A 20,149-nucleotide genomic window follows, 5' to 3' on the forward strand; every position below is an offset into this window, starting at 1 on the left:
CTGGGTCACCCCTCGGTTCCGGTGCCGGCACCGGAACCCTGCTCGGCGCCGCTCACGCTCTGCTGGCCCTGGGCAGCATCCGAGCGCGGAGCCTCGGCCACGCTCTGCAGCTGACCGTCCGCGGGTGACGACGCCGCGGCGTCGGGATCGGCGGCGGCTTCTGCCGCCGGGGTGGCCGCGGAATCATCGCGGGCCCCGGGGTTCTGGGTGGCGGCCGGGGCGTCGTCGGGAGCCTGGGTGGGCTCGGCGGGCTGCGGTGCCTGCGTCTGCTCCGGCGCGGGGTTCTGTGTGGCCGGGGCATCCTGCGCGGGAGCCTCCGAATCCTGCTGGCCGCCGCCATTGTTGCTGGCCTCGGGAGACCACGCGACGTAGAGGATCACGGTGGAACCCACGGCGACCTCGGTGCCCGCTTCAGGGTCCGAGGAGATCACGGTGCCATCGGGGTTACCACTTCCCTGCTGCAGCCGCTTGTCCACGTTCACACCGAGCTGCGCGATGTCATTGGCTATCTCGTCACCGTTCTGGCCCACGATGCTCGCCGGAAGCGTGACCATCTCCGCGGAGGGGCTCGCGGTGGAAGACGTCACGGTGCCCTGCGGAGTGGAATCGCCATCGTCCCGGTTGCCCAGAGCCCACAGTCCGAAGATCACGCCGCCCAGCAAGAGCAACACCAGGGGCAGCACCCAGGGCCACGGAGACTGACGCCGACCAGCCGATTCGGAGCCACCCTTGCCCGTGGAGTCGGAGTGCTCCACGGCGTCGAACTGTGCGGTGGAGGGGTGGGCACTGTACTTGGGATCCGGTCTATTGGCGGCGGCTGCGGAACCGACGACCGCCGGTACGGCTGCCGAACCCGTGGAACGCGGCATGGGCCGGGTGCGATCATCCTTGACCGGGGAGATCGCCTCGGTGGGTTGGTCGTCCTCGGGGTGGTCGGGGAGGAACTGAGCCATCCCGGGAACCATGGCCACGGCGGACTTCACGTCGTTGCGTCGGAGTGCATCCACGGCGTTGGCCAGCTTGCCGGCGTTCTCCGGGCGGTCCTGCGGATCCTTGGCGAGCATGGACATGATCAGCGCGCGAACCGGTTCCGGAATGCTGTCCGGAAGCGGCGGTGGCGGATCGTTGACCTGGGCCAGGGCTATGGCGATCTGGGATTCACCGGTGAACGGTCGCTTCCCAGCCAGCAGTTCGTAGCCGATGATGCCCAGCGAATAGATATCGGAGGAGCCCGTGGCGGTCTGGCCCGTGGCCTGTTCCGGCGCCAGGTACTGGGCGGTGCCCATGACCTGACCGGTGGCAGTGAGCGGCACCTGATCCGCCAAGCGGGCGATGCCGAAGTCCGTCACCTTGACCCGGTTGTCCGGGGTGATGATCAGGTTGCCCGGCTTCACATCGCGGTGTACCAGACCCTGCGCATGAGCAGCGGCCAAGGCGCGGGCAGTCTGCCCGATGTAGTTCAGAACGGTGTCCGGCTCGAGCGACTTCTTGCGATCGATCACGTTGGACAGCGGATCACCCGGAACCAGCTCCATGACCAGGAACGCGGAGCCTTCGTCCTCGCCGTAGTCGAAGACATTGGCCACGCCGGGGTGGTTGAGCAGCGCGGTGTGCCGAGCCTCGGCACGGAATCGCTGCAAGAAGGTCGGGTCGCCGTTGTATTCGTCCTTCAAGATCTTGACGGCCACGATGCGGCCCAGGACCTGGTCCTTTGCTTTCCAGACCTCTCCCATGCCGCCTATGGCGATACGTTCTGTGAGTGCGTAGCGCCCGCCCAAAATGGTGTTCGACGATGGTCTCACTGGTTCAACACCGCCTCAAAGAGTTGCTTAGCGCTCGGACTGGTCAACTGTGCACCGGTGGTTACGTCTACGTCTTCGATAACCACTGCCACCGCAATCTGGGGGTCGTTTGCGGGCGCAAAACCAGTGAACCACGAGTCGTTCAATCCTGCTTCGGTTCCCAGCTCTGCGGTACCCGTTTTGCCGCCTACTTCCACACCGGGAACGGCAGCGCCGCCGGCGATACCGTCACTGACGACCTGCACCATGAGGTCCTTGACGGTTTGGGCGGTCTCCGGATCCGTGGAACGGCGCAGCTGCTCGGCCTCGAAGTCCTGGATCACGGACAAATCGGAAGAGCGCACGGTTTTCACCAGCTGAGGTTTCATCATCACACCGTCGTTGGCGATCGCGGCGGACATCATGGCCACCTGCAGGGGAGTGGTGCGGACGTCGTACTGGCCGATCGAGGACAGAGCGAGCTGGGAGTCATTCATGTCCTCCGGGAACAGTGAGGGAGTCACCTGCAGCGGAATGGACAGGTCCTGTCCGTAGCCGAAGTTCTCCGCGGTCTTGCTGATGGCGTCCTGACCGAGGTCCATGGCGATCGACGCGAACGGCGTGTTGCAGGACTGCTCCAGGGCGAACTCCAGGTTCACCTCGGTGCGGGCCGCGCAGCCACCCTGACGGTAGTTGGGCAGGTTGACCGTGGTACCCGGTAGCGGAAGTTCCGCCGGGTTGGGCAGCGTGGAATCGGTGTCGTACTGACCGGACTCCAGGGCCGCCACGGTGTCGATGATCTTGAACGTGGACCCCGGTGCGTAGAGGTCGCCGGCGATGGCGCGGTTCTCCAAGGGCTTGTCCGGGTCGCTGTTGAGCTCGTCGGCGGCGGAGACCACTTCGTCCGCGTTGTGGGACGCCAAGCGGTTTGCATCGTAACCGGGGCTGGAGGCCATGGCCAGGATCTCGCCGGTCTGCGGATTCACCGCCACGATTGATCCCTTGTGGCCCTCCAGCAGATCGTGCGCGGTGCGTTGCAGTTCGGGGTCCAGCGTGAGTTCCACGGAAGCACCGGTGGGCTGATTACCCGAGAACAGGGACACCACACGGTTGTAGAACTGCTCGTCCGAGGCTCCGGACAGTTGCTCACCCATGGTCGCTTCCAGCCCGGTGGCGCCGTAGACCAGCGAGAAGTACCCGGTCAGGTGTGCGTACAGCGGAGAGGATTCGTACACGCGTTGGTGCTCGAAATCGTCCTGGGACGGAACGGACTTCGCGATCTCCTCGCCACCCACCAGGATGGACCCGCGATCCGAGCCGAACTGCTCGTACAGGGCCCGGTTGTTCCAGGGATTGGCCTCGAGTGACTTGGCGGCGAAGAACTGCACGTAGGTCAGCGCCAGGAGAAGGACCATCACAATGGCCACGGACGCGAACCACAGTCGACGAATGGACGTGTTCATTGTGTTCCTCCTTCCGGGGTCGAGCCCGATTGATCTGAAGATTTCGAACCGGAACGCCCTCGGATCCGGGAGATGACTTCGGTGGCCGTGCCTGCGTCGTCGTGGGGTCCACCCGTACCGGCGACCGAGGAGGACAACTCGGTGGTGGGCTCGGAGTCATCGAGCTCACCCTCCCGCTCCTGGTCATCACGCGTGGCCTTCACATGAGCTTGGAGTTCCGCGTAGTCCTCGTCGGTGGCCGGGCCGGTCAGGACCGGTCGACGGGCCGTGTGCGAGATGGCCAGGAGGACCGCGGTGATGATCCAGTTAGACAGCAAGGAGGAACCACCGGCGGACATGAATGGCGTGGTCAAACCCGTCAGCGGCAGCAACCGGGTCACACCGCCGATGACCACGAGCAACTGGATGATCATGAGCGCGGAGAGTCCCGCGGCCAGCAGCTTGCCGAAGTGATCACGGGTACCCAGGGCGGCGCGCAGGCCGCGGGTTGCGAACAGCAGGAACATGCACAGAATGGCGCCCAGACCGATCAGGCCGAGCTCCTCACCGAACGCGGTGATGATCATGTCCGAATTGGCATAGGAGACCAGATCCGGGCGGCCCTGGCCCAGCCCCTGACCGAACAACCCACCGGAGGCCAGCCCGAACAGTCCCTGGACGATCTGACCGGAGCCACCTGGAGAGCGGTTGTAGACCTCGGGTTCAAAGGCGTTGAGCCAGGAATCCAGACGCAGGCTCACGTGGGAGAAGATGCGGCTCGCCACGAAGCCGCCCACCAGCATGAGCGTCACGCCCAGGACGATCCATCCCATGCGGCCGGTGGCCAGGTAGATCATGACCAGGAACAGGCCGAAGAAGAGGATCGCGGTGCCCAGGTCACGCTGCAGCACGAGCACACCGATGGCGATCAGCCATGCGGCGAACATCGGAGCAATGTCCTTGAAACGCGGCAGCCGTACCGGGCCGATCTTGCGGCCGGCCAGCATGATCAGGTCGCGGTTGGTGGACAGGTATCCGGCGAAGAAAATGGCCAGGGTGATCTTGGCGATCTCACCGGGCTGGAACGTCCGTCCGGCCACGGAGATCCACAGCCGTGCGCCGTTGATCTCCACACCCAGGCCGGGCACCATCGGCAAGAGCAGGAGCAACGCGGACAACAGAAGAGAAATGTAGGTGATCTTGCGGAGCAGGCGGTGGTCCTTGAGCAACCAGAGCACGACGCACGCGACCACCATGGCCAACCCGGTCCAGACCACTTGGGTGTCGGAGGCGGTCTGTCCCGTGGAGAGATCGATGCGGTGGATCATGGCCAGGCCGAGACCGTTGAGGGTCACGGCAGTGGGCAGCAGGTAGGGATCCGCGTAGCGGGCGCGGATCCACAACACCACGTGGATCAATAAGCCGCCGCCGGCCAGTACCGCACCGCTCGTGATGATGCGCCCCGGGTCCTCGGTCAGCTGATCAGGATCCACCAGGATGTTGGCGCCGATTCCAATGGCCAAGGCGATCAGCAGCAGGAACAGCTCCGTGATCCGCCGGGGTTTGGGCGTGACCTGCTCGTCAGGAGCGTTCGGGGGAGCGCTTGTCACGGCATTGCTCACGAGCCATCACCCCCATTGCTGTTCTCCGGAGTGGCGGAGGGGGAGCGAGAATCCTCCGGCGTGGGCGTGATGACCCTGACCTGGCCCGTGGGCTGCGGGCTGGGTTCGCCGTCCCCGGAGCTCGCCAGCTCGGTCACGATGCGTTCGGCCTCTTGGTGGCTTCCCGCGGGAATGGTTCCGCGCACGCGTTCCTGTACGTAATTGGGCAGACTGTCCACCTCAATGGTGGTGGTGCTGTTCAACTCGCTCAGGCTGATGGGGCCCAGGCTCTGGGACACACCGTTGTAAATGGCCACCTTCCCGTCGTTCTCGCCCACGTAGTACTGCGAAGAGGTCCAGGACTTGGCGGCCCAGCCGCCCAGCAGTAGCGCGAGCGCCGCGAGGCCCAACAGACCGATGACCAGCGCACGACGCCGCTTGCCGCCCTTTCGCTGCCGGCCCTCGCCGAACAGGGCGTTCCTGACCTCGTCCGGGTCTGACGGGATGTCCAGGGTGGAGGTGCGCAGCAGGGTGGCGCGGCGTTGGGCCACGGAATCGGTCACGGTGGGGATGCGACCCGTCTGGGTGGCGTTTGCCGCGGCGCCCACCAGCAGGTGGGGGCGTTCTGAGAGGTCCCGACGCAACGCGGCGGCCGAGGATTCTTCGGCTTCCGCCGGTGTGCGGTGATTGTCCGTGTAGCCGGCACCGGCCACGGGGGAGTCCAGGCTCGAGTTCCAGAGCTCTTCGTCCGCGAGCTGTTCGTCCGAGGTGCGGCTCTCGTCCGGTATTGCACCCACGGTTTCACCCGTGGTGGGGGCGGGTTCGCTGCCCTGGGGGATTTCCTGGACCTCGGCGACCACCACGGTCACGTTGTCCGGGGCTCCGCGGTCCAGGGTGAGTTCCACCAGGGAGTTCACGATCTGGTTGAGGTCTCCGGTCGAGCGCATGATCGATTCAATGGTCTGCGCGTTGACCACCGCGTTGAGGCCGTCCGAGCACAACAGCCAGCGTTCACCCACCTTGGGGGCAATGGTTTGTACTTCGAGTTCGGGGGAGGCGTCCACGTCGCCGAGCACGCGCATGAGCACGTTCTTGTGCGGGTGGCTTTCTGCCTCCTCGGGCCGCAACCGGCCTTCGTCGATGAGTCGCTGCACAAACGTGTGGTCCGTGGTGACCTGGCTGAAGCCTTCATCCTCGGACCAGCGGTACGCACGTGAATCACCGATGTGGGCCACGGAAATCGAGTCGCCGTCGATGAGCAGCGAAGTCACCGTGGTGCCCATGCCACCCAGACGGGGGTTGGTCTGGACCAGCTTGGCCAGGTTCTGGTTGGCGTTCTGGATCTCGTCCGCCAAGATCGTTTCGGCTTCACCTTCGTGACCCGGGTGATCCAGGTGGGTGAGGTCGATGACGGCCGATGCCGAAGCGACGTCGCCACCCACGTGGCCGCCCATGCCATCGGCGACCACGGCCAAGTAGCGACCCGCGTACGCGGAGTCGTCGTTCTTGGAGCGGACCCGGCCGACGTCCGAGCGTGCGGCAAAGCGGAAAGCAATGGGCATGAGTTAGGGCCTCAGTTCCATGACGGTTCGCCCCACCCGAAACTGCATGCCGGGTTCGACAGCCGCCGCGCGGGAGAGTTTCTGACCCTGCACGAATGTGCCGTTGGTGGAGCCCAGGTCCTCGAGGAACCAGCGTGAACCTTGGGGGAACAGTCGGGCGTGGCGGCCGGAGGCGTAGTCGTCCTCGAGCGGAACCGTGGCTTCGTTGGAGCGACCGAGCAGGACGGGCGCGGAACCGAGCTGGAAACTGCTGCCGGACAGGGGCCCTTCGATGATCATGAGGTTTCGGGGGCGGTGCCGTGTGCCACCCGTGGTGGTGGGACCGGATCCATTGGCGGCGGGTTGCTTGGCGGGACGTTCCTTGCGTGCGGATGTGCGCTTGTTCCGCGCGTTCTGCACAGCGGCCCGGGCCTTGTTGCCCACCGCAAGGTCGCGCGCCTGCGAGGCAATGACGGCGAAAATGAAGATCCACAGCAACGCCAAGAAACCGAAGCGCAACAGCGTGATGGTCAGCTCAGACACGTCAGCGCCCTTCCTTGGGGAGTAGCAACCGGAACACCAAACGGGTTCGCCCCATGGTAATCACGGATCCGTTGACCAGCTCGGCACGACCCTGCACGCGTTCACCGTCAACGTAGGAACCATTGGTGGAGCCCAGATCCACAGCAATGTAGTGCTGGCCCTGCCGCCGGATTTCCAGGTGCTTTCGGGAAACGCCGGTGTCCTCCACGGTGATGTCCGCCTCGGTGGAACGGCCTACGCTCACGGCGGGGGCGTTCAGGGAGAAACGTTCACCGCTGACTTCGATGACCGGGACGTACTCGACGGCTTGGTGCGGCTCGTGGCCTGGGCCGGGAGCGGCGTCGAACGGGGCCGGGCGTGATTCCTGACGCGGGGCGGGTGGTGGTTCCGGGGCGCGTACCGAGGCCGACGCCGCTCCGGAGGAACTCCCCGAGGACACGGTGCCAACGTCGGTGCGTTCGGAGGACGAGACGATCTGGAACTCCCCGGCCTCGAGATCCGGGTTGCGGATGAAGCTGACCCGAACGGCACCCTGCAGCGTGTAGGCCTGGGACCGCGCGTGCCGGATGATCACGTCGCACAGTTCTTCGGCCAGTTGCGTGCCCCATTCCTGGGCGCGGGGGAAATCGTCGTCCGAGAACTGGACAGTGAAGACGTTGGGTGCCATGGTGCGCCCGGCGGAGATCGTGAATGATTCCTGATCGAGTTCACGGCGCAGGGCGCTGGCGATCTCCACGGCTTCAACTCGTTTGCGGGAACCCGCGGTGAAAGCGGTGCGTACGGCCTTTTCGATACCGCTTTCCAAACCGGTCCAAAAACCCACTGCCGCCTCCTTCCACGCCAACCCGTGGCGGTCTCGTGTGCGCGCCGACCGGGGGAGGTGGGCGTGTGACGGTGAGTAGTCCCCAGAATAGTAGACACCCTGGCTGAGTAGCCGGTGAAAGTCAGGGGGGTGCCCGTCGGCAGTTTTCATTGCGAGCGAAGAGTCCGAGGTAATCCCCTAAAACTCGCGGGTAAGCGGGATAATTGACGTATGAAGCACACTGAGAAAATTCTGACCCTGAGTTCCTCCGCCGTGATCGGTGCGCTCCTGCTCACCGGCTGCGGAGCCAACAACGACGAACCCGCCGCGGAAGCCCCCGCGGAGACTACCGCGGCCGTGCCCGAAAACGAGTCCACCGCCGAGATCACCGATGATCCCAGCGACGGCCAGGCCTCCGACCCCAGCGAGGACGCCTCGGGCTCCGCGTCGGCGAGTGACGAGGACGGCGGCGAGGCTGCGTCGCTGGCAGCGGTGGAGACCGTTCTTGCCAAGTACGAGGGCGGCGACGTGGCGGACATCGACTACGACCGTCGGAACAACGTCTTTGAGGTCGAGGTCATCCAGAACGACACCAAGCACGATGTCACCGTGGATGGTGCGGGCCAGAACATCACCAACGAGCGGGAGGACGGCAACGCGGACCAGGATGACCTGGACGAATTGGGTCAGGCCTCCATCTCCATCGACGAGGCCATCAAGCGCGTCTTCGAAGAGGCCTCGTCACAGGACGGCACCGTGCTGTTCGACGACGCCTCCCTGGACGAGGACAACGGCACCCTCAACTGGGAAGTTGAGCTGGACATCGACGATCGCGATGCCACGTACTACGTGGATGCGACCGAGGGCTCGGTACGCGCCGACAACTGACCCGCAGCTCGGGTCTTGCGTTCGTGAACAGCGGCTCTGCCCTGCACTACCTTTCGGTGGGTGCTCAGGGCAGGGCCGCTGCCAATTCCACAGCCTGTTTGATGGCCCGTTTGGCATCCAGTTCCGCGGCCACATCCGCGCCGCCGATCACGTGGACGGGCCGCGAGTCCCCGGCCAGTTCCCGAGCCAGCTCGTTGCGGGATTCCTGGCCCGCGCACAGCACCACGGTGTCCACCTCGACCAGGGTTTCCGTGCGCGGGTTCTCGAGGGCGACGCCGCCGCCCTCCTCGATGACACCTCCGGCCGGTCCCGGCGCGGCCACGGAGATGCGGACGCCGCGGTCCGTGATGTCCTGATATTCCACTCCGGTGATGAACACCACGTTGGCCATGCGTAGTTCCAAGCGGTGGATCCAGCCCGTGGTGGGGCCCAGGCGTGAGCCGGGTTTGGTGGTGCTCCGCTGAAGGACGGTGACCTGACGCAACGGGGGCTCGGGTGCGGGTGCGAGTAGCCCGCCGCGTGCTTCCAGCGAGCGGTCAATGCCCCATTCGGCATAGAAGTCCGCGGAGGGATTGTGCGTGAGGAAGTGCGCGACGTCGTACCCGATGCCGCCCGCGCCGATCACTGCGACCCGCTGACCGACCGGGGCGCCCTCCAAGACCTCTTTGTAGCCGAGCACCGTGGGCCCGGTGACCCCGGGGATTCCGGGTTGACGGGGGTCCACACCGGCCGCGATGACCACCCGGTCCGCGAAGGCCAGATCCTCCTGGGCGGCACGGTGGCCGGTGCGCACCGTGACTCCCAGCTCCTTCAACCGAGTGGAGAAGTAGCGGATCGTGTGCGCGTAGTCCTCCTTGCCGGGAATTCGACGGGCCAGCTGGAACTGGCCACCGAGTTCGGGCTGCTCCTCGAACAACGTGACGCGGTGACCGCGTTCCGCCGCTGCTTCCGCGAACGCCAGCCCAGCGGGTCCCGCACCCACCACGGCAATCTGTTCGGCCGTGCGGGTGGGGCCGAGAATCAGGTCCGTTTCCCGCATCGCCTGCGGATTGACCAGGCAGGACATGCGCTGACCCGTGAACGTGTGGTCCAGGCACGCCTGGTTGCACGCAATACACGTGTTGATCCGGTCCGGCTGAGCCTCGCGTGCCTTGGCGACGAATGCGGCGTCGGCCAGGAACGGGCGGGCCATGCACACGAGGTCCGCGTCGCCGCGCGCCAGGACCTCCTCGGCGAGCTCGGGAGTGTTGATGCGGTTGACCGTGGAGATCGGAATGCTCAGGTTCTCGCGCAGCGCGCGGCTGACCCACGTGAATCCCGCGCCGGGCACGCTGGTGGCGATGGTGGGGATGCGAGCCTCGTGCCAGCCGATGCCTGTGTTGATGATGGAGGCGCCGGCCTCTTCCACTTCGCGGCCCAGGGCCAGGACATCCTCGAACTCCTGGGCGTCCGGCACCAGATCCAGGGCGGAGAGACGGTACATCACCAGGAAATCCGGGCCCGTGCGCTCGCGGACGCGTCGGACGATCTCTGTGGCGAAGCGGCGCCGGGCCTGCGGCGAGCCGCCCCAGCGATCGGTGCGCTGATTCGTGTGCTCGACCAGGAACTCGTTGATCAAGTAGCCCTCGGAGCCCATGATCTCCGCGCCGTCGTAGCCGGCCCGCTGGGCCAGCTGCGCGGCGTGAGCGAAATCCTCGATGGTGCGTTCGACGTCGCTGTCGGACAGTTCTCGCGGCGTCACCTTGTTGATGGGGGCCCGAATGGGCGAGGGTGCGACCGCGTGCTCGTGCATGCCGTAACGCCCGGAGTGCATGAGCTGCAGGGCGATGAAACCGCCGGCGTCGTGAACGGCATCGGTAACGACCCGGTGGCGCGGTAGCTGGTCCTCGGAACTGAGGTGGGCGCCGTTCTTCCGCGTGGCCCCCTCGGCGTTGGGGGAGACGCCACCTGTGACGATGAGGCCCGCGCCGCCGCGAACGCGCTCGACGTAGAAGGCTGCGAGTTCATGCTCACCGCCCTCCTTCTCTTCCAAGCCGGTGTGCATGGACCCCATGATCACGCGGTGGGGGAGGGTTGTGGAACCCACGGTGAGGGGGGACAGTAAGTGCTGGTAGTGCGCGGTCATCCGATACTCCAAGTCTCAGGTACTTGTTCCCAGACTAGGTGATCGGTGACCCGCGTCACTAATTACTCCGCGGGCGAAGCGTCCTGCCTGGTGGAGCGTTTCGGAAGTTGTTATTATGAATACATCAAAATAAACCGCACCATGACAGCGGCGAGTTTTCAGTCCGCCGGGTGCACAAGGAGGTTCACATGGCTAAGAAGTCCACCAAGAACGCCAGCTACACGGTTCCGGGTCTCACGACCACCGAGGGTCACGCTCTGGCTGACACGCTGCAGCAGCGCCTGAACGCCCTGAACGACCTGCAGCTGACGCTCAAGCACGCGCACTGGAACGTAGTGGGCCCCAACTTCATCTCCGTGCACGAGATGCTGGACCCGCAGATCGAGACCGTTCGCGGTTTCGTGGACGAGGTTGCCGAGCGCATGGCCACCATGGGCGTGTCGCCCAACGGTCTGCCCGGAGCCATCGTTGCGTCCCGCAAGTGGGACGACTACGACGTGATGCGCGCCACCGGTGTGGAGCACCTGGCCGCTCTGGATCTGGTCTACTCCGGTGTGATCAAGGACCACCGCAAGGCCATCGAGAAGGCCGGCAAGGTCGATCCGATCACCGAGGACATGCTGATCGGTCAGGTCAAGGGACTCGAGCTGTTCCAGTGGTTCATGCGCTCGCACATCGAGTCCGTGTCCGGGCAGCTGGAGAACTCCAGTGCCAGCACTGAGAAGGGTGCCGCCAATTCGGTGGCCACGGACAAGTCGGGAAAGTCGACCAAGTCCACTAAGTCGACCAAGTCCAGCAAGTCCGCGAAGGCGGAGAAGTCGGACAAGAAGGCCGACAAGAAGAAGTAACCTCCTTCCAAACACATACTGAGGGCCCGGAACCGCACGGTTCCGGGCCCTCAGTATGTTCTGTCCCTCGTCGGGGTCATGAACGAGTGAACACTAGTACGTGAGGCCGAAGACCCAGACCGCAAGTGTCATGGTGGCGATGGTGATCACGACCATGGCGAACACGTTGAGCCAGATGCCACCGCGGATCATCTGCGAGATGGTCACGTACCCGGAGCCGAACGCAATCGCGTTGGGTGGGGTGGCCACCGGGAGCATGAACGCGCAGGTCGCGGCCAGTGCCACGGGGATGGCCAGCAGCATCGGGTCGATGCCCAGGCCCATGGCCACGCCGCCTGCCACGGGTAGGAAGGTCGCAGCGGTCGCGGTGTTGGAGGTCAGCTCGGTGAGGAACAGGATGCCGGTCGCAAAGATCAGCACCATCAGGACCATGGGAATGCCACCGAGTCCCTGAGCCTGTTCACCGATCCACTCGGTCAAACCGGACGAGGAGAACTGCGCGGACAGCGCCAGACCGCCGCCGAACAGCAACAGCACGCCCCAGGGGAGCTTGACCGCTGAGTCCCAGTCCAACAGTCGCACGCCACGGGCGGCGCCGGCCGGGCAGAAGAACAGCAGCAGGCCGACCACCATGGCGATACCGGCGTCCGAGATGGGAGGGGTGTCGAAGATGACGGGAACGAAGACCCAGGACAACGCGGCCAGGATGAAGATGGCCAACACGCGCTTCTCGCCGGAGGACATGCGACCCAGCTTGCGGAGTTCGTCCTGGATGAGTTCCTTACCGCCCGGGATCTCGGTGATTTCGGGCTTGAACAGCACCTTGGTGAGCAGGAACCAGCAGAACGCCAACATGATCACGGCCACGGGCACACCCACCAGCATCCACTGACCGAAGCCGATTTGGATGTCGTGAGCGTCAGAGAGGTAACCCGCCATCAGGGTGTTGGGAGGGGTGCCGATCAGGGTGCCCAGCGAACCGATCGAAGCGGCGTACGCGATACCGAGCATCAGCGCCGTGCCGAAGTTGGACTTGATGATCTCCTGCTTGACGGAGCTGTCCTGTGGGTCGACATCGGTGCCGGGAGCGGCCCCGGAATCGGTCGGGGCGGCGTCGTCGTCCTTGGTGCTCTGACGCGCGCCAGGGGCGGAGGAATCAGGGGTGGGGCCCGCGCCGGTGTCGGTGCCGTTGCCGATCTTGGTGACCAGGAGCAGAACGGACACGCCGATCGGGAGCATCATCACGGCGGTCGCGGTGTTGGAGACCCACATGGACAGGAAACCGGTGGCCACCATGAAGCCAGCGACCATCTGTGTGGGCTTGGTACCGATGACCTTGACCGTCAGTAGCGCGATGCGGCGGTGCAGGTTCCAGCGCTGCATGGCCAGGGCCAACAGGAAGCCGCCCATGAACAGGAAGATCACGTTGTTGCCGTAGGAGGCTCCGACATCGTCGAATTTGACGTCATCGCCCCAGATCGGGAACACGACCAGCGGAACCAGGGCGGTCGCGGGGAGGGGGAGGGCCTCGGTCATCCACCATGTGCCCATGAGCACGGCGGTGGCTGCGGTGAGGCGGGCGCCCTGGGCGAGATCGCCGGGCATCAGGAAGTACACGAGCAAGGCCAGGCCGATGCCGACCACCAGACCCAGCCATTTGATGCGGTGAGTTGTGTGGGCCTCGGCCTCGGCACGTTCGCCGGGGGACTGGAAGTCGATCTCCTCACCGCGATGCGGATCTGGGTCGAGGTCTTTGAGGTGCGCGCCGGGCACCGCAGGATGGCTCATGGGGATCTCCACGTCATTGTGATGGGAATTACGTGGTATTTATTCTATGAACTTACTGAGTGTTTCCCCCGGAACCTTGACGCGCGGCGGGTCACGAGCGATAACGGCCCGCCCCGGTGATTCGGGACGGGCCGTCGGCTCGTTGTGGTGGCTCGGGTTGGTAACTCGCGTTGGTGGCGAGCGGCACTTGTCCGCGCTTAGTCGGAGGCGCTCGAACACTTAGGTGCCGCCCGCCAGGGGCGCTAGTTGACCGTGGCCACGCGAATGGTTTCGGGCAGCGCCTCGATGGCCGCCACAACTTCCGGGGTCACGCCGTTGCCGCAATCGGTGACCAGGTAACCGGTTTGGCCCTTGGTAACCAACTGCTGACGGTCAACGTTGATGCCGTGCTCGCCCAGCACCGAGTTCACGCGAGCCAGTACGCCGGGCAGGTTGCTGTGGATGTGGAGCAGGCGGGTGCCTACGATCTCGGGATCCAGCTGCACCTCGGGGAAGTTCACGGACAGGCTCGTGGAACCGTAGCGGCTGTAGTCGACGAGCTTGCCGGCCACGAACTGACCGATGTTCTCCTGGGCCTCCGCGGTGGAGCCACCCACGTGCGGGGTGAGGATCACGTTGGGCAGACCCTGCAATGGCGAGGTGAACGGATCGCCGGCGGCCTTGGGCTCGGTGGGGAACACATCCACCGCGGCACCGGCCACGTGACCGGAGACCAGGGCTTCACGCAGTGCCTCGTGATCGACCACGTGACCGCGGGACAGGTTCAGGAACAGCGACCGCGGGCGCATCTTGCGGAACTGCTCGCGCCCGAACATGTTGGCGTTGTTGGGGCGGCCGTCCACGTGTAGGGTCACGGTCTCAACCGACTGCAGCAGCTCGTCCAGTGAGTCGCACTTGGTGGCGTTACCCATGGCCAGGCGGTCCACGGTGTCGAAGTAGTACACCTTCATGCCGAACGCCTCCGCCAGCACGGACAGCTGCTTGCCGATGTTGCCGTAGCCCACGATGCCCAGCGTGCGGCCGCGCACCTCGTGGGAGCCCTTGGCGGACTTGTCCCACACGCCCTCGTGCATGGCCTTGTTCTTGTCGGTGAGGTGGCGTGCCATGACGATGATCTCGCCCATCGCCAGCTCCACCACGGATCGGGTGTTGGAGTACGGAGCGTTGAACACCACGGTGGCGGTGTCCGTGGCGGCGGTCAGGTCGATCTGGTTGGTGCCGATGCAGAACGCACCAATGGTCTGCAGCTGCGGGTGCGCTTCCAGCACCTCGCGCGTGACCTGGGTCTTCGATCGGATCCCCAACAGGTCCACGCCGTGCAGCGCTTCTTTCAGTTCGGCGGGGTCCAGTGCACCCTTGCGGGTCTCGACCTCCACTCCGCGGCTGCGCAGGAGGTCAACGGCGTCGGTATGGATGTTCTCAAGCAGTAAGGCCTTCACACGGACATCCTAATGCGTGCATTCGCGGGGTTTTCTCCGCTACGGAGCCTTACGTGCGGGGCGGGTCTGGGCGGCGGTCGCTGGTGCACGCACCTCATGCGTCGTTAGGACCCTGCATTGCACCTGAGGTTTCCTTGGAACCTTTGGCGTTGCGGTTAAGGGTTCTTACGGCACCTCACGTGTTGGTCGCGGTCCTAGCGACACCCAGGGTGACGACGCCGCTCGGCCGGGTCCCGCTCGTCAGGTCCCCGCATGGGTGGCGGCTTCGTGCCCCTGTATCATTTCCCGCTTCTTGCGGCGTTAGGACCCCGCGCTGCACCTGAGGTGTCGTTAGAACCCGTGCCGCTGCGGATCAGGGTTCCAGCGGCACCTCACGTGTCGGTCAAGGTTCTAACGACACCCAGGACGACGACGCCGCTCGGCCGGGCCCGGCTCGTCAGGTCCCCGCATGCCGGGGGTGCGTGGATGAAGCGTCTTGGGGTTCCAAGGGCCAGCCATGCCACTGAGTGGTTAAAACCCACCGGCGGCCGCCGTTTTACAACGACGACCGCCGGCGCAGGGAGGAATCAGAAGGAGTGACTCAGCCGGTCACACCGAAGGCCTTGAGGAACTCGAGGACAATGCCCGAAATGGTGCCCAGTGCCTGAATGATCGAGGTGAAAATGTCCATGCGCTGCTTCTCCTATGTAGGCGGTAGATATTGCTGCCGGACCGCTCCCGTGAGCCCGAAGCGTTACCCGGTAGTCACTACGGTATGAAGCAGTCCACCTGTCTTGACACTGACTTTTGGCCAGTATTTCCTGACGTTTGCATGAAAATTTCTGGCCGGTTGGCTAACCAACCCTGGCCATGTGGCCAGTTGGGGAGGCATAGGCAGGCCGACTTCACGTGAGGCCGGGCACCTCGCCCGGCCCGCTTACTGCAGGGGCAGCCACGCCTGACCTGCGGCAGCGCTGCTTATCAACCCCGCTCAACCCCGCAAGTCGATCCCGAACACCCGCTTCACCGCGGTGGTGACGTGCTTGCCATAGCGCTGGGACGAGGGCGTGGAGGAAAACGGAATGAACCGGCCCGGAACCTCCGGATGGGTGATCTTGCCGTGGGTGGGTCCTGACGTGGTCACGTGGAACCCCGCGGTCTTCAGCCGGGCCAGCAGCTCACGACGGTTGGTCGGATACCGCGTCCCACTGCCACCGGGTTTCGCGCCGGTGCGGTCCAGGGAGTCGGGACCATCGGCCCATGTCTCGTCCGGCCGGCGGGCGAGTGCCCAGCCGCTGCGGTAGATGCCGACCACACGGTGTTCGGCCCTGTTAACCTGCACGCACAAGCTCTGGCGTACGTAGTAATCCGTGCGACCGAGGTCCGCGGTCCAGGTGTCTTCGGGGTCGGTGACCACCACGCGCAACTGATCCTCGGTCACGTCCCATACGCCCTGGGAATGCACGCCGGAGGCGGGCACATCGAGCTCAGCGGGTGAGTCGGTACCCGAAGAATCCGCGGTATAGACCGCCGACTCCGGCGTGGAAATGCTCGGCTGCACGCCCTTCCGCAGCTGCTCCACGAAGTGCGCGATCAACGGATCCAAGCTCAACTCAATGGTCTCCGGAGACGGAGCAACGGCATCCGAAGACGGAGCGGCGTCGCCCACCTTCCGCGGACCGGGCCCGGGTTTCGGGGGCCCCTCCACAGGCGCGGTCGCTGCCGCAGTCACGGGCGCATCAGGCGCCGACGCCGCGTCGGTGCCCTGCGTGGGATCGGCCGGGGGCGGCGTCGTCGGCTTCCAGGAGGCGTAGTCCACGGGACGAACGGTGAGAGCGGGATCTGTGCGACCGGTCATCACGGCGGGGGAAGGTTTGCGTGCGGTCATCTCGGATTTCCGGTGGAGGGCGGGTGTAGGTAACCACCGTGCCACGCTTGCCGCCCGCGGACCAGTGGAGGATCAGCGGTGGCGCAACGGGAGGGCACGTGCGGACCGTAGACTCGACCGCGTGGATTGCGGTTATTACAACAAGGGACTTTGCCGGTCGTGCACGGTGATCGAGGTGCCGTACGCGCGGCAGGTGGCGGACAAGCAGCGCCTCGTGCAGGAGCTGGTGGCCCCGCACGGTGACCCGCAGTGGCTGGAACCGGTGACCTCGCGCGAAGCGGGATTCCGCAACAAGGCCAAGATGGTTGTCGCGGGATCCGTGGGCGATCCAACGCTCGGCATCCTGGACCAGAACGGCTCCGGCACGGACCTGCGCGACTGCCCGCTCTACCCAGAGCCCATTTCGGTGGCTCTGGACGCGCTCGCGGAGTTCATTGCGCGCGTGCGATTGCTGCCCTACAACGTGACCAAGCGGCGCGGGGAGATCAAGCACGTAATCGTCACGGGTTCACCGGACGGGCGGCTCATGGTGCGCTTCGTGCTTCGCTCCACTCAGCAGTTATCCAAGATCCAGGACAACATGTCGTTGTTGCGTGAGCTCGTGCCCCACGCGGACGTGGTGTCCGTGAACATTCAGCCCGAGCACAAGGCCGTGATCGAGGGCCCCGAAGAAATCATGCTCACCGAACAGACCGAGCTGGTCATGACCGTCAATGAGATTCCGTTGCGTGTGCGGCCGCGGTCTTTTTTTCAAACGAATACCGAGGTCACCTCGCAGTTGTATCGCCAGGTGAGCGAGTGGGTGGACCGCGCTTCGCCGCGCACCGTCTGGGATGTCTACTGTGGTGTGGGCGGGTTCGCGCTGCACGTGGCCGGTCCGTCGCGTGAGGTGACCGGTACGGAGATTTCCGACGACGCGGTCGCTTCCGCCCGCGACACCGCCGCCGCGCTGGGCCTTCCCGAATCCGGTCCGGGTTCCGTCCGTTTCATCGTCGACGACGCCGCTGCCGTACCTTCTGGCCCCGCCCCCGACCTGGCGATCGTGAACCCTCCGCGGCGCGGACTCGATGCGGGGTTGTGCGAGTGGTTGGAGGACTCGGGGGTGTCGACCGTGGTGTATTCCTCGTGCAACGCCAAGACCCTGGCGCGAGATCTGGGTCGCATGCCATCGTTGGAACCGATCGAGGCGCGGTTGCTCGACATGTTCCCGCACACGGGTCATTACGAGGTGGCGGTCCTGCTGAAGCGGCGCGGATGAGGAGTCTTTCGATGTGGTTAACCCTGTTTCTCGCGGCGACCAGCCCAATAGTTCCTACCGGCCGTGAAGCGGTGGTGAGCCTTCTATCGCTGCTCGTGGTGCTCGCTGTGGGCGTTGCGATCATCGTGTGGCTCGTCCGCCGGGTTCGACGCCGAGGGAATCGGACATCTGAGGCAGAGGAACGCAAGCGCGGGGGCGGGCTGGACATCTGAGGTAGAGGAACGCAGCGGTTCGTGGGTTTTCTCTACGTACCTCTACCAGGAATGTCGAGGCGCACGAATCTAGCGCGAACCTCGGCCCCACATGTCAGCACCCTGCGACGGCGCCCCCACAACTGTGGGCCTCACATGCCAATGGCGACGCCGCCGCGACCGGACCCTCGGAAGGGAACGGCTGCGGCGGCGTCGTCGGTAGTGAGCGAGGCGAAGGTGCTAGGCCTGGGCCTTCGCGATGGTGCGGAGCTTGGTGACGGCTTCGTTCACCATGCTCTCGACGGGCTGGTCAATGTTGAGCTTGTACCCGCCCTCTTCCAGCTTGAGGGGTTCCAGAGTGTCGAGCTGTGACTTCAAAAGGGTGGGCGGCATGAAGTGCCCGCTGCGCCCTTCCAATCGCCCGGTCAGGACCTCGAGGGAACCGTCCAAATGGAGGAACAAGGCGCCGGAGGCCTGCGAACGGATGCGCTCGCGGTAGATCCGTTTGAGCGCGGAACAGGCGATCACCAGGCCCCGTTGCTGTTGGCCGTGTTCGTGCAGCCGCTGGCCTACGATCTCGAGCCAGGGCCACCGGTCGTCATCGTTGAGGGGAGTTCCGGAGGCCATTTTCTGCACGTTCTCGATGGGGTGCAGGCTGTCGCCGTCGATGAACTCCACGCCCAGCTCGTGGGCCACGAGGGTTCCGATGGTCGTTTTGCCTGACCCCGACACACCCATGACCACCACGAGCGGTGCCACCTTGTTGCGCGCGCTCACTACGGGGCTCACCAGTCGTGAACCGTGCCGTCGGCAAGGCGGTTGTACGGCAGGTAGGCGTTGGCGTATTCGTACTTCTCCGCCTCGTCCTCGTCGATCTCCACGCCGAGGCCCGGGGTGTCGGAGGGGTGCAGCAGGCCGTTCTCGAACGTCATGTTCTGCAGGAAGACCTGGTTGGTCTTCTCCGAGTGCGGCATGTACTCCTGCAGGCCGAAGTTGTGGATGGCCATGCCCACGTGCATCTGCGCGGCGAAGCCCACCGGGGACACATCCGTGGGGCCGTGGAAACCGGACTTGACCTGGTACATCGCGGCGTAATCCATGACCTTCTTCAGCGGAGAGATGCCGCCGAAGTGTGTGGAGGCACAACGCACGTAGTCGATGAGCTGCTCGGAGATCAGGTCCTTGATGTCCCAAATGGTGTTGAAGACCTCGCCGATGGCCAACGGCTGCGTGGTGTGCTGGCGGACCAAACGCAGAGCGTCCTGGTTCTCGGCCGGGGTACAGTCCTCGAGCCAGAACAGATCGTAGGGCTCCAGCGACTTGCCGAGCTTGGCCGCCTGAATGGGCGTCATGCGGTGGTGGCCGTCGTGGAGCAGCGGCAATTCCGGGCCGAACTCGTTGCGCACGGCCTCGAAGACCGAAGGGATGTGGCGCATGTACGCCCGGGTGTCCCAATCTTCCTCTGCGGGCAGGGCGGCGCGCTGAGCGGGCTCGTAGTCGTAGCGCTCGCCGGAGGACTGCGGCTGGGCGGCCACACCGTACAGGGCGGTGATGCCCGGGACGGAGGACTGCACGCGAATGGCGGTGTAGCCGTGTTCCTGCTCGGAGCGGATCGAGTCGAAGATCTCCTCGGTATCGCGGCCGGAGGCGTGCCCGTAGGTCGCCAGGCCGCGACGGGACGCGCCGCCGAGCAACTGGTACACCGGCATGCCGGCCACCTTGCCCTTGATGTCCCACAGGGCCATGTCCACGGCGGCAATCGCTGCCATGGTCACAGGGCCGCGGCGCCAGTACCCGGAGCGGTAGAGGAACTGCCAGGTGTCCTCGATGTTCGCGGGGTGACGGTCGATCAGTAGCGGCACGATGTGGTCGGACAGGTACGTGGCGACAGACAGCTCGCGGCCGTTCAGGGTGGCGTCACCGATGCCGGTGACGCCCTCGTCGGTGGTGATCTTCAGCGTCACGAAGTTGCGGGTGGGGCTGGTCACGATGACCTTGGCCGAGGTGATCTTCATGGATTAATCCTCTCCGGAAA

The 20,149-nt window shown here is 65.1% G+C and carries 16 protein-coding genes; 4 read left to right on the forward strand and 12 right to left on the reverse strand.

Going from position 1 to position 20,149, the window contains the following annotated elements; genetic code table 11:
* Positions 1–5 precede the first annotated feature (5 nt).
* From CKW39_RS13265 to CKW39_RS13290, 6 genes are read right to left on the reverse strand one after another with little or no spacing between them, the layout of a single operon-like run.
* Positions 6–1,802 (reverse strand): protein kinase, encoded by a 1,797-nt coding sequence (locus CKW39_RS13265; protein WP_095798603.1) that lies wholly within the window; start codon positions 1,800–1,802, stop codon positions 6–8.
* On the reverse strand, positions 1,799–3,244 hold the full coding sequence (locus CKW39_RS13270) for a penicillin-binding protein 2 (protein WP_095798604.1): 1,446 nt from the start codon (positions 3,242–3,244) through the stop codon (positions 1,799–1,801). Before CKW39_RS13270 ends, CKW39_RS13265 begins: the two co-directional genes overlap by 4 nt.
* Positions 3,241–4,845 (reverse strand): FtsW/RodA/SpoVE family cell cycle protein, encoded by a 1,605-nt coding sequence (locus tag CKW39_RS13275; protein ID WP_254049424.1) that lies wholly within the window; start codon positions 4,843–4,845, stop codon positions 3,241–3,243. Before CKW39_RS13275 ends, CKW39_RS13270 begins: the two co-directional genes overlap by 4 nt.
* Entirely contained in the window at positions 4,842–6,386 is a 1,545-nt protein-coding gene (locus CKW39_RS13280) for a PP2C family serine/threonine-protein phosphatase (protein WP_095798605.1), read from the reverse strand. The genes CKW39_RS13275 and CKW39_RS13280 overlap by 4 nt, the downstream gene beginning before the upstream one ends.
* 3 nt (positions 6,387–6,389) lie before the next feature.
* Positions 6,390–6,908: an FHA domain-containing protein gene (locus CKW39_RS13285; protein ID WP_095798606.1), complete on the reverse strand. Its 519-nt coding sequence runs from the start codon at positions 6,906–6,908 to the stop codon at positions 6,390–6,392.
* A gap of 1 nt (position 6,909) precedes the next feature.
* Positions 6,910–7,731 carry a DUF3662 and FHA domain-containing protein gene (locus tag CKW39_RS13290; RefSeq protein ID WP_095798607.1) on the reverse strand — a complete coding sequence of 274 codons (822 nt, stop codon included), beginning with the start codon at positions 7,729–7,731 and terminating at the stop codon, positions 6,910–6,912.
* A gap of 210 nt (positions 7,732–7,941) precedes the next feature.
* On the opposite strand from CKW39_RS13290, the gene CKW39_RS13295 reads away from it, so the two are divergent.
* Positions 7,942–8,598: a PepSY domain-containing protein gene (locus tag CKW39_RS13295; RefSeq protein ID WP_095798608.1), complete on the forward strand. Its 657-nt coding sequence runs from the start codon at positions 7,942–7,944 to the stop codon at positions 8,596–8,598.
* Positions 8,599–8,662: 64 nt separating this feature from the next.
* On the opposite strand, the gene CKW39_RS13300 is transcribed toward CKW39_RS13295, so the two are convergent.
* Positions 8,663–10,723 carry an NADPH-dependent 2,4-dienoyl-CoA reductase gene (locus tag CKW39_RS13300; protein WP_095798609.1) on the reverse strand — a complete coding sequence of 687 codons (2,061 nt, stop codon included), beginning with the start codon at positions 10,721–10,723 and terminating at the stop codon, positions 8,663–8,665.
* 188 nt (positions 10,724–10,911) lie between these two features.
* On the opposite strand from CKW39_RS13300, the gene CKW39_RS13305 reads away from it, so the two are divergent.
* Positions 10,912–11,571: a Dps family protein gene (locus CKW39_RS13305; protein ID WP_095798610.1), complete on the forward strand. Its 660-nt coding sequence runs from the start codon at positions 10,912–10,914 to the stop codon at positions 11,569–11,571.
* 93 nt (positions 11,572–11,664) lie between these two features.
* Here CKW39_RS13305 and CKW39_RS13310 read toward each other — a convergent pair whose 3' ends face one another.
* From CKW39_RS13310 to CKW39_RS13320, 3 genes are all read right to left on the reverse strand, one after another.
* The gene (locus CKW39_RS13310; protein WP_095798611.1) at positions 11,665–13,359 is read right to left on the reverse strand and encodes a DASS family sodium-coupled anion symporter; all 1,695 of its coding nucleotides are present in this window, start codon (positions 13,357–13,359) and stop codon (positions 11,665–11,667) included.
* Positions 13,360–13,601: 242 nt separating this feature from the next.
* Positions 13,602–14,798, reverse strand: coding sequence for a phosphoglycerate dehydrogenase (gene serA, locus CKW39_RS13315; RefSeq protein WP_095798612.1), 1,197 nt, complete (start codon positions 14,796–14,798; stop codon positions 13,602–13,604).
* A 970-nt stretch (positions 14,799–15,768) separates the two neighbouring features.
* Positions 15,769–16,665, reverse strand: a complete 897-nt coding sequence (locus CKW39_RS13320; RefSeq protein ID WP_254049425.1) for a hypothetical protein — start codon at positions 16,663–16,665, stop codon at positions 15,769–15,771.
* Positions 16,666–16,786: 121 nt separating this feature from the next.
* Here CKW39_RS13320 and rlmC point away from each other — a divergent pair, with 121 nt between their 5' ends.
* Positions 16,787–17,923, forward strand: a complete 1,137-nt coding sequence (gene rlmC, locus CKW39_RS13325) for a 23S rRNA (uracil(747)-C(5))-methyltransferase RlmC (protein WP_095798613.1) — start codon at positions 16,787–16,789, stop codon at positions 17,921–17,923.
* Positions 17,924–17,997: 74 nt separating this feature from the next.
* The gene (locus CKW39_RS15480) at positions 17,998–18,135 is read left to right on the forward strand and encodes a hypothetical protein (protein WP_158222954.1); all 138 of its coding nucleotides are present in this window, start codon (positions 17,998–18,000) and stop codon (positions 18,133–18,135) included.
* A gap of 219 nt (positions 18,136–18,354) precedes the next feature.
* On the opposite strand, the gene CKW39_RS13335 is transcribed toward CKW39_RS15480, so the two are convergent.
* Together CKW39_RS13335 and manD are read right to left on the reverse strand one after the other, a co-directional pair.
* Positions 18,355–18,891 carry a gluconokinase gene (locus CKW39_RS13335; protein WP_254049426.1) on the reverse strand — a complete coding sequence of 179 codons (537 nt, stop codon included), beginning with the start codon at positions 18,889–18,891 and terminating at the stop codon, positions 18,355–18,357.
* A gap of 8 nt (positions 18,892–18,899) precedes the next feature.
* Positions 18,900–20,129: a D-mannonate dehydratase ManD gene (manD, locus tag CKW39_RS13340; RefSeq protein WP_095798615.1), complete on the reverse strand. Its 1,230-nt coding sequence runs from the start codon at positions 20,127–20,129 to the stop codon at positions 18,900–18,902.
* Between the last annotated feature and the right edge of the window lie 20 nt (positions 20,130–20,149).

Source organism: Kocuria sp. WRN011, from assembly GCF_002295155.1.
In the GTDB taxonomy this organism is placed as follows: domain Bacteria; phylum Actinomycetota; class Actinomycetes; order Actinomycetales; family Micrococcaceae; genus Kocuria; species Kocuria carniphila.

Coding starts and splice junctions, on each gene's coding strand:
- CKW39_RS13270 (WP_095798604.1), bottom strand. CDS start 3,244: ATGAACACGTCCATTCGTCGACTGTGGTTCGCGTCCGTGGCCATTGTG.
- CKW39_RS13280 (WP_095798605.1), bottom strand. CDS start 6,386: ATGCCCATTGCTTTCCGCTTTGCCGCACGCTCGGACGTCGGCCGGGTC.
- CKW39_RS13295 (WP_095798608.1), top strand. CDS start 7,942: ATGAAGCACACTGAGAAAATTCTGACCCTGAGTTCCTCCGCCGTGATC.
- CKW39_RS13300 (WP_095798609.1), bottom strand. CDS start 10,723: ATGACCGCGCACTACCAGCACTTACTGTCCCCCCTCACCGTGGGTTCC.
- CKW39_RS13305 (WP_095798610.1), top strand. CDS start 10,912: ATGGCTAAGAAGTCCACCAAGAACGCCAGCTACACGGTTCCGGGTCTC.
- CKW39_RS13310 (WP_095798611.1), bottom strand. CDS start 13,359: ATGAGCCATCCTGCGGTGCCCGGCGCGCACCTCAAAGACCTCGACCCA.
- CKW39_RS13320 (WP_254049425.1), bottom strand. CDS start 16,665: ATGACCGCACGCAAACCTTCCCCCGCCGTGATGACCGGTCGCACAGAT.
- manD (WP_095798615.1), bottom strand. CDS start 20,129: ATGAAGATCACCTCGGCCAAGGTCATCGTGACCAGCCCCACCCGCAAC.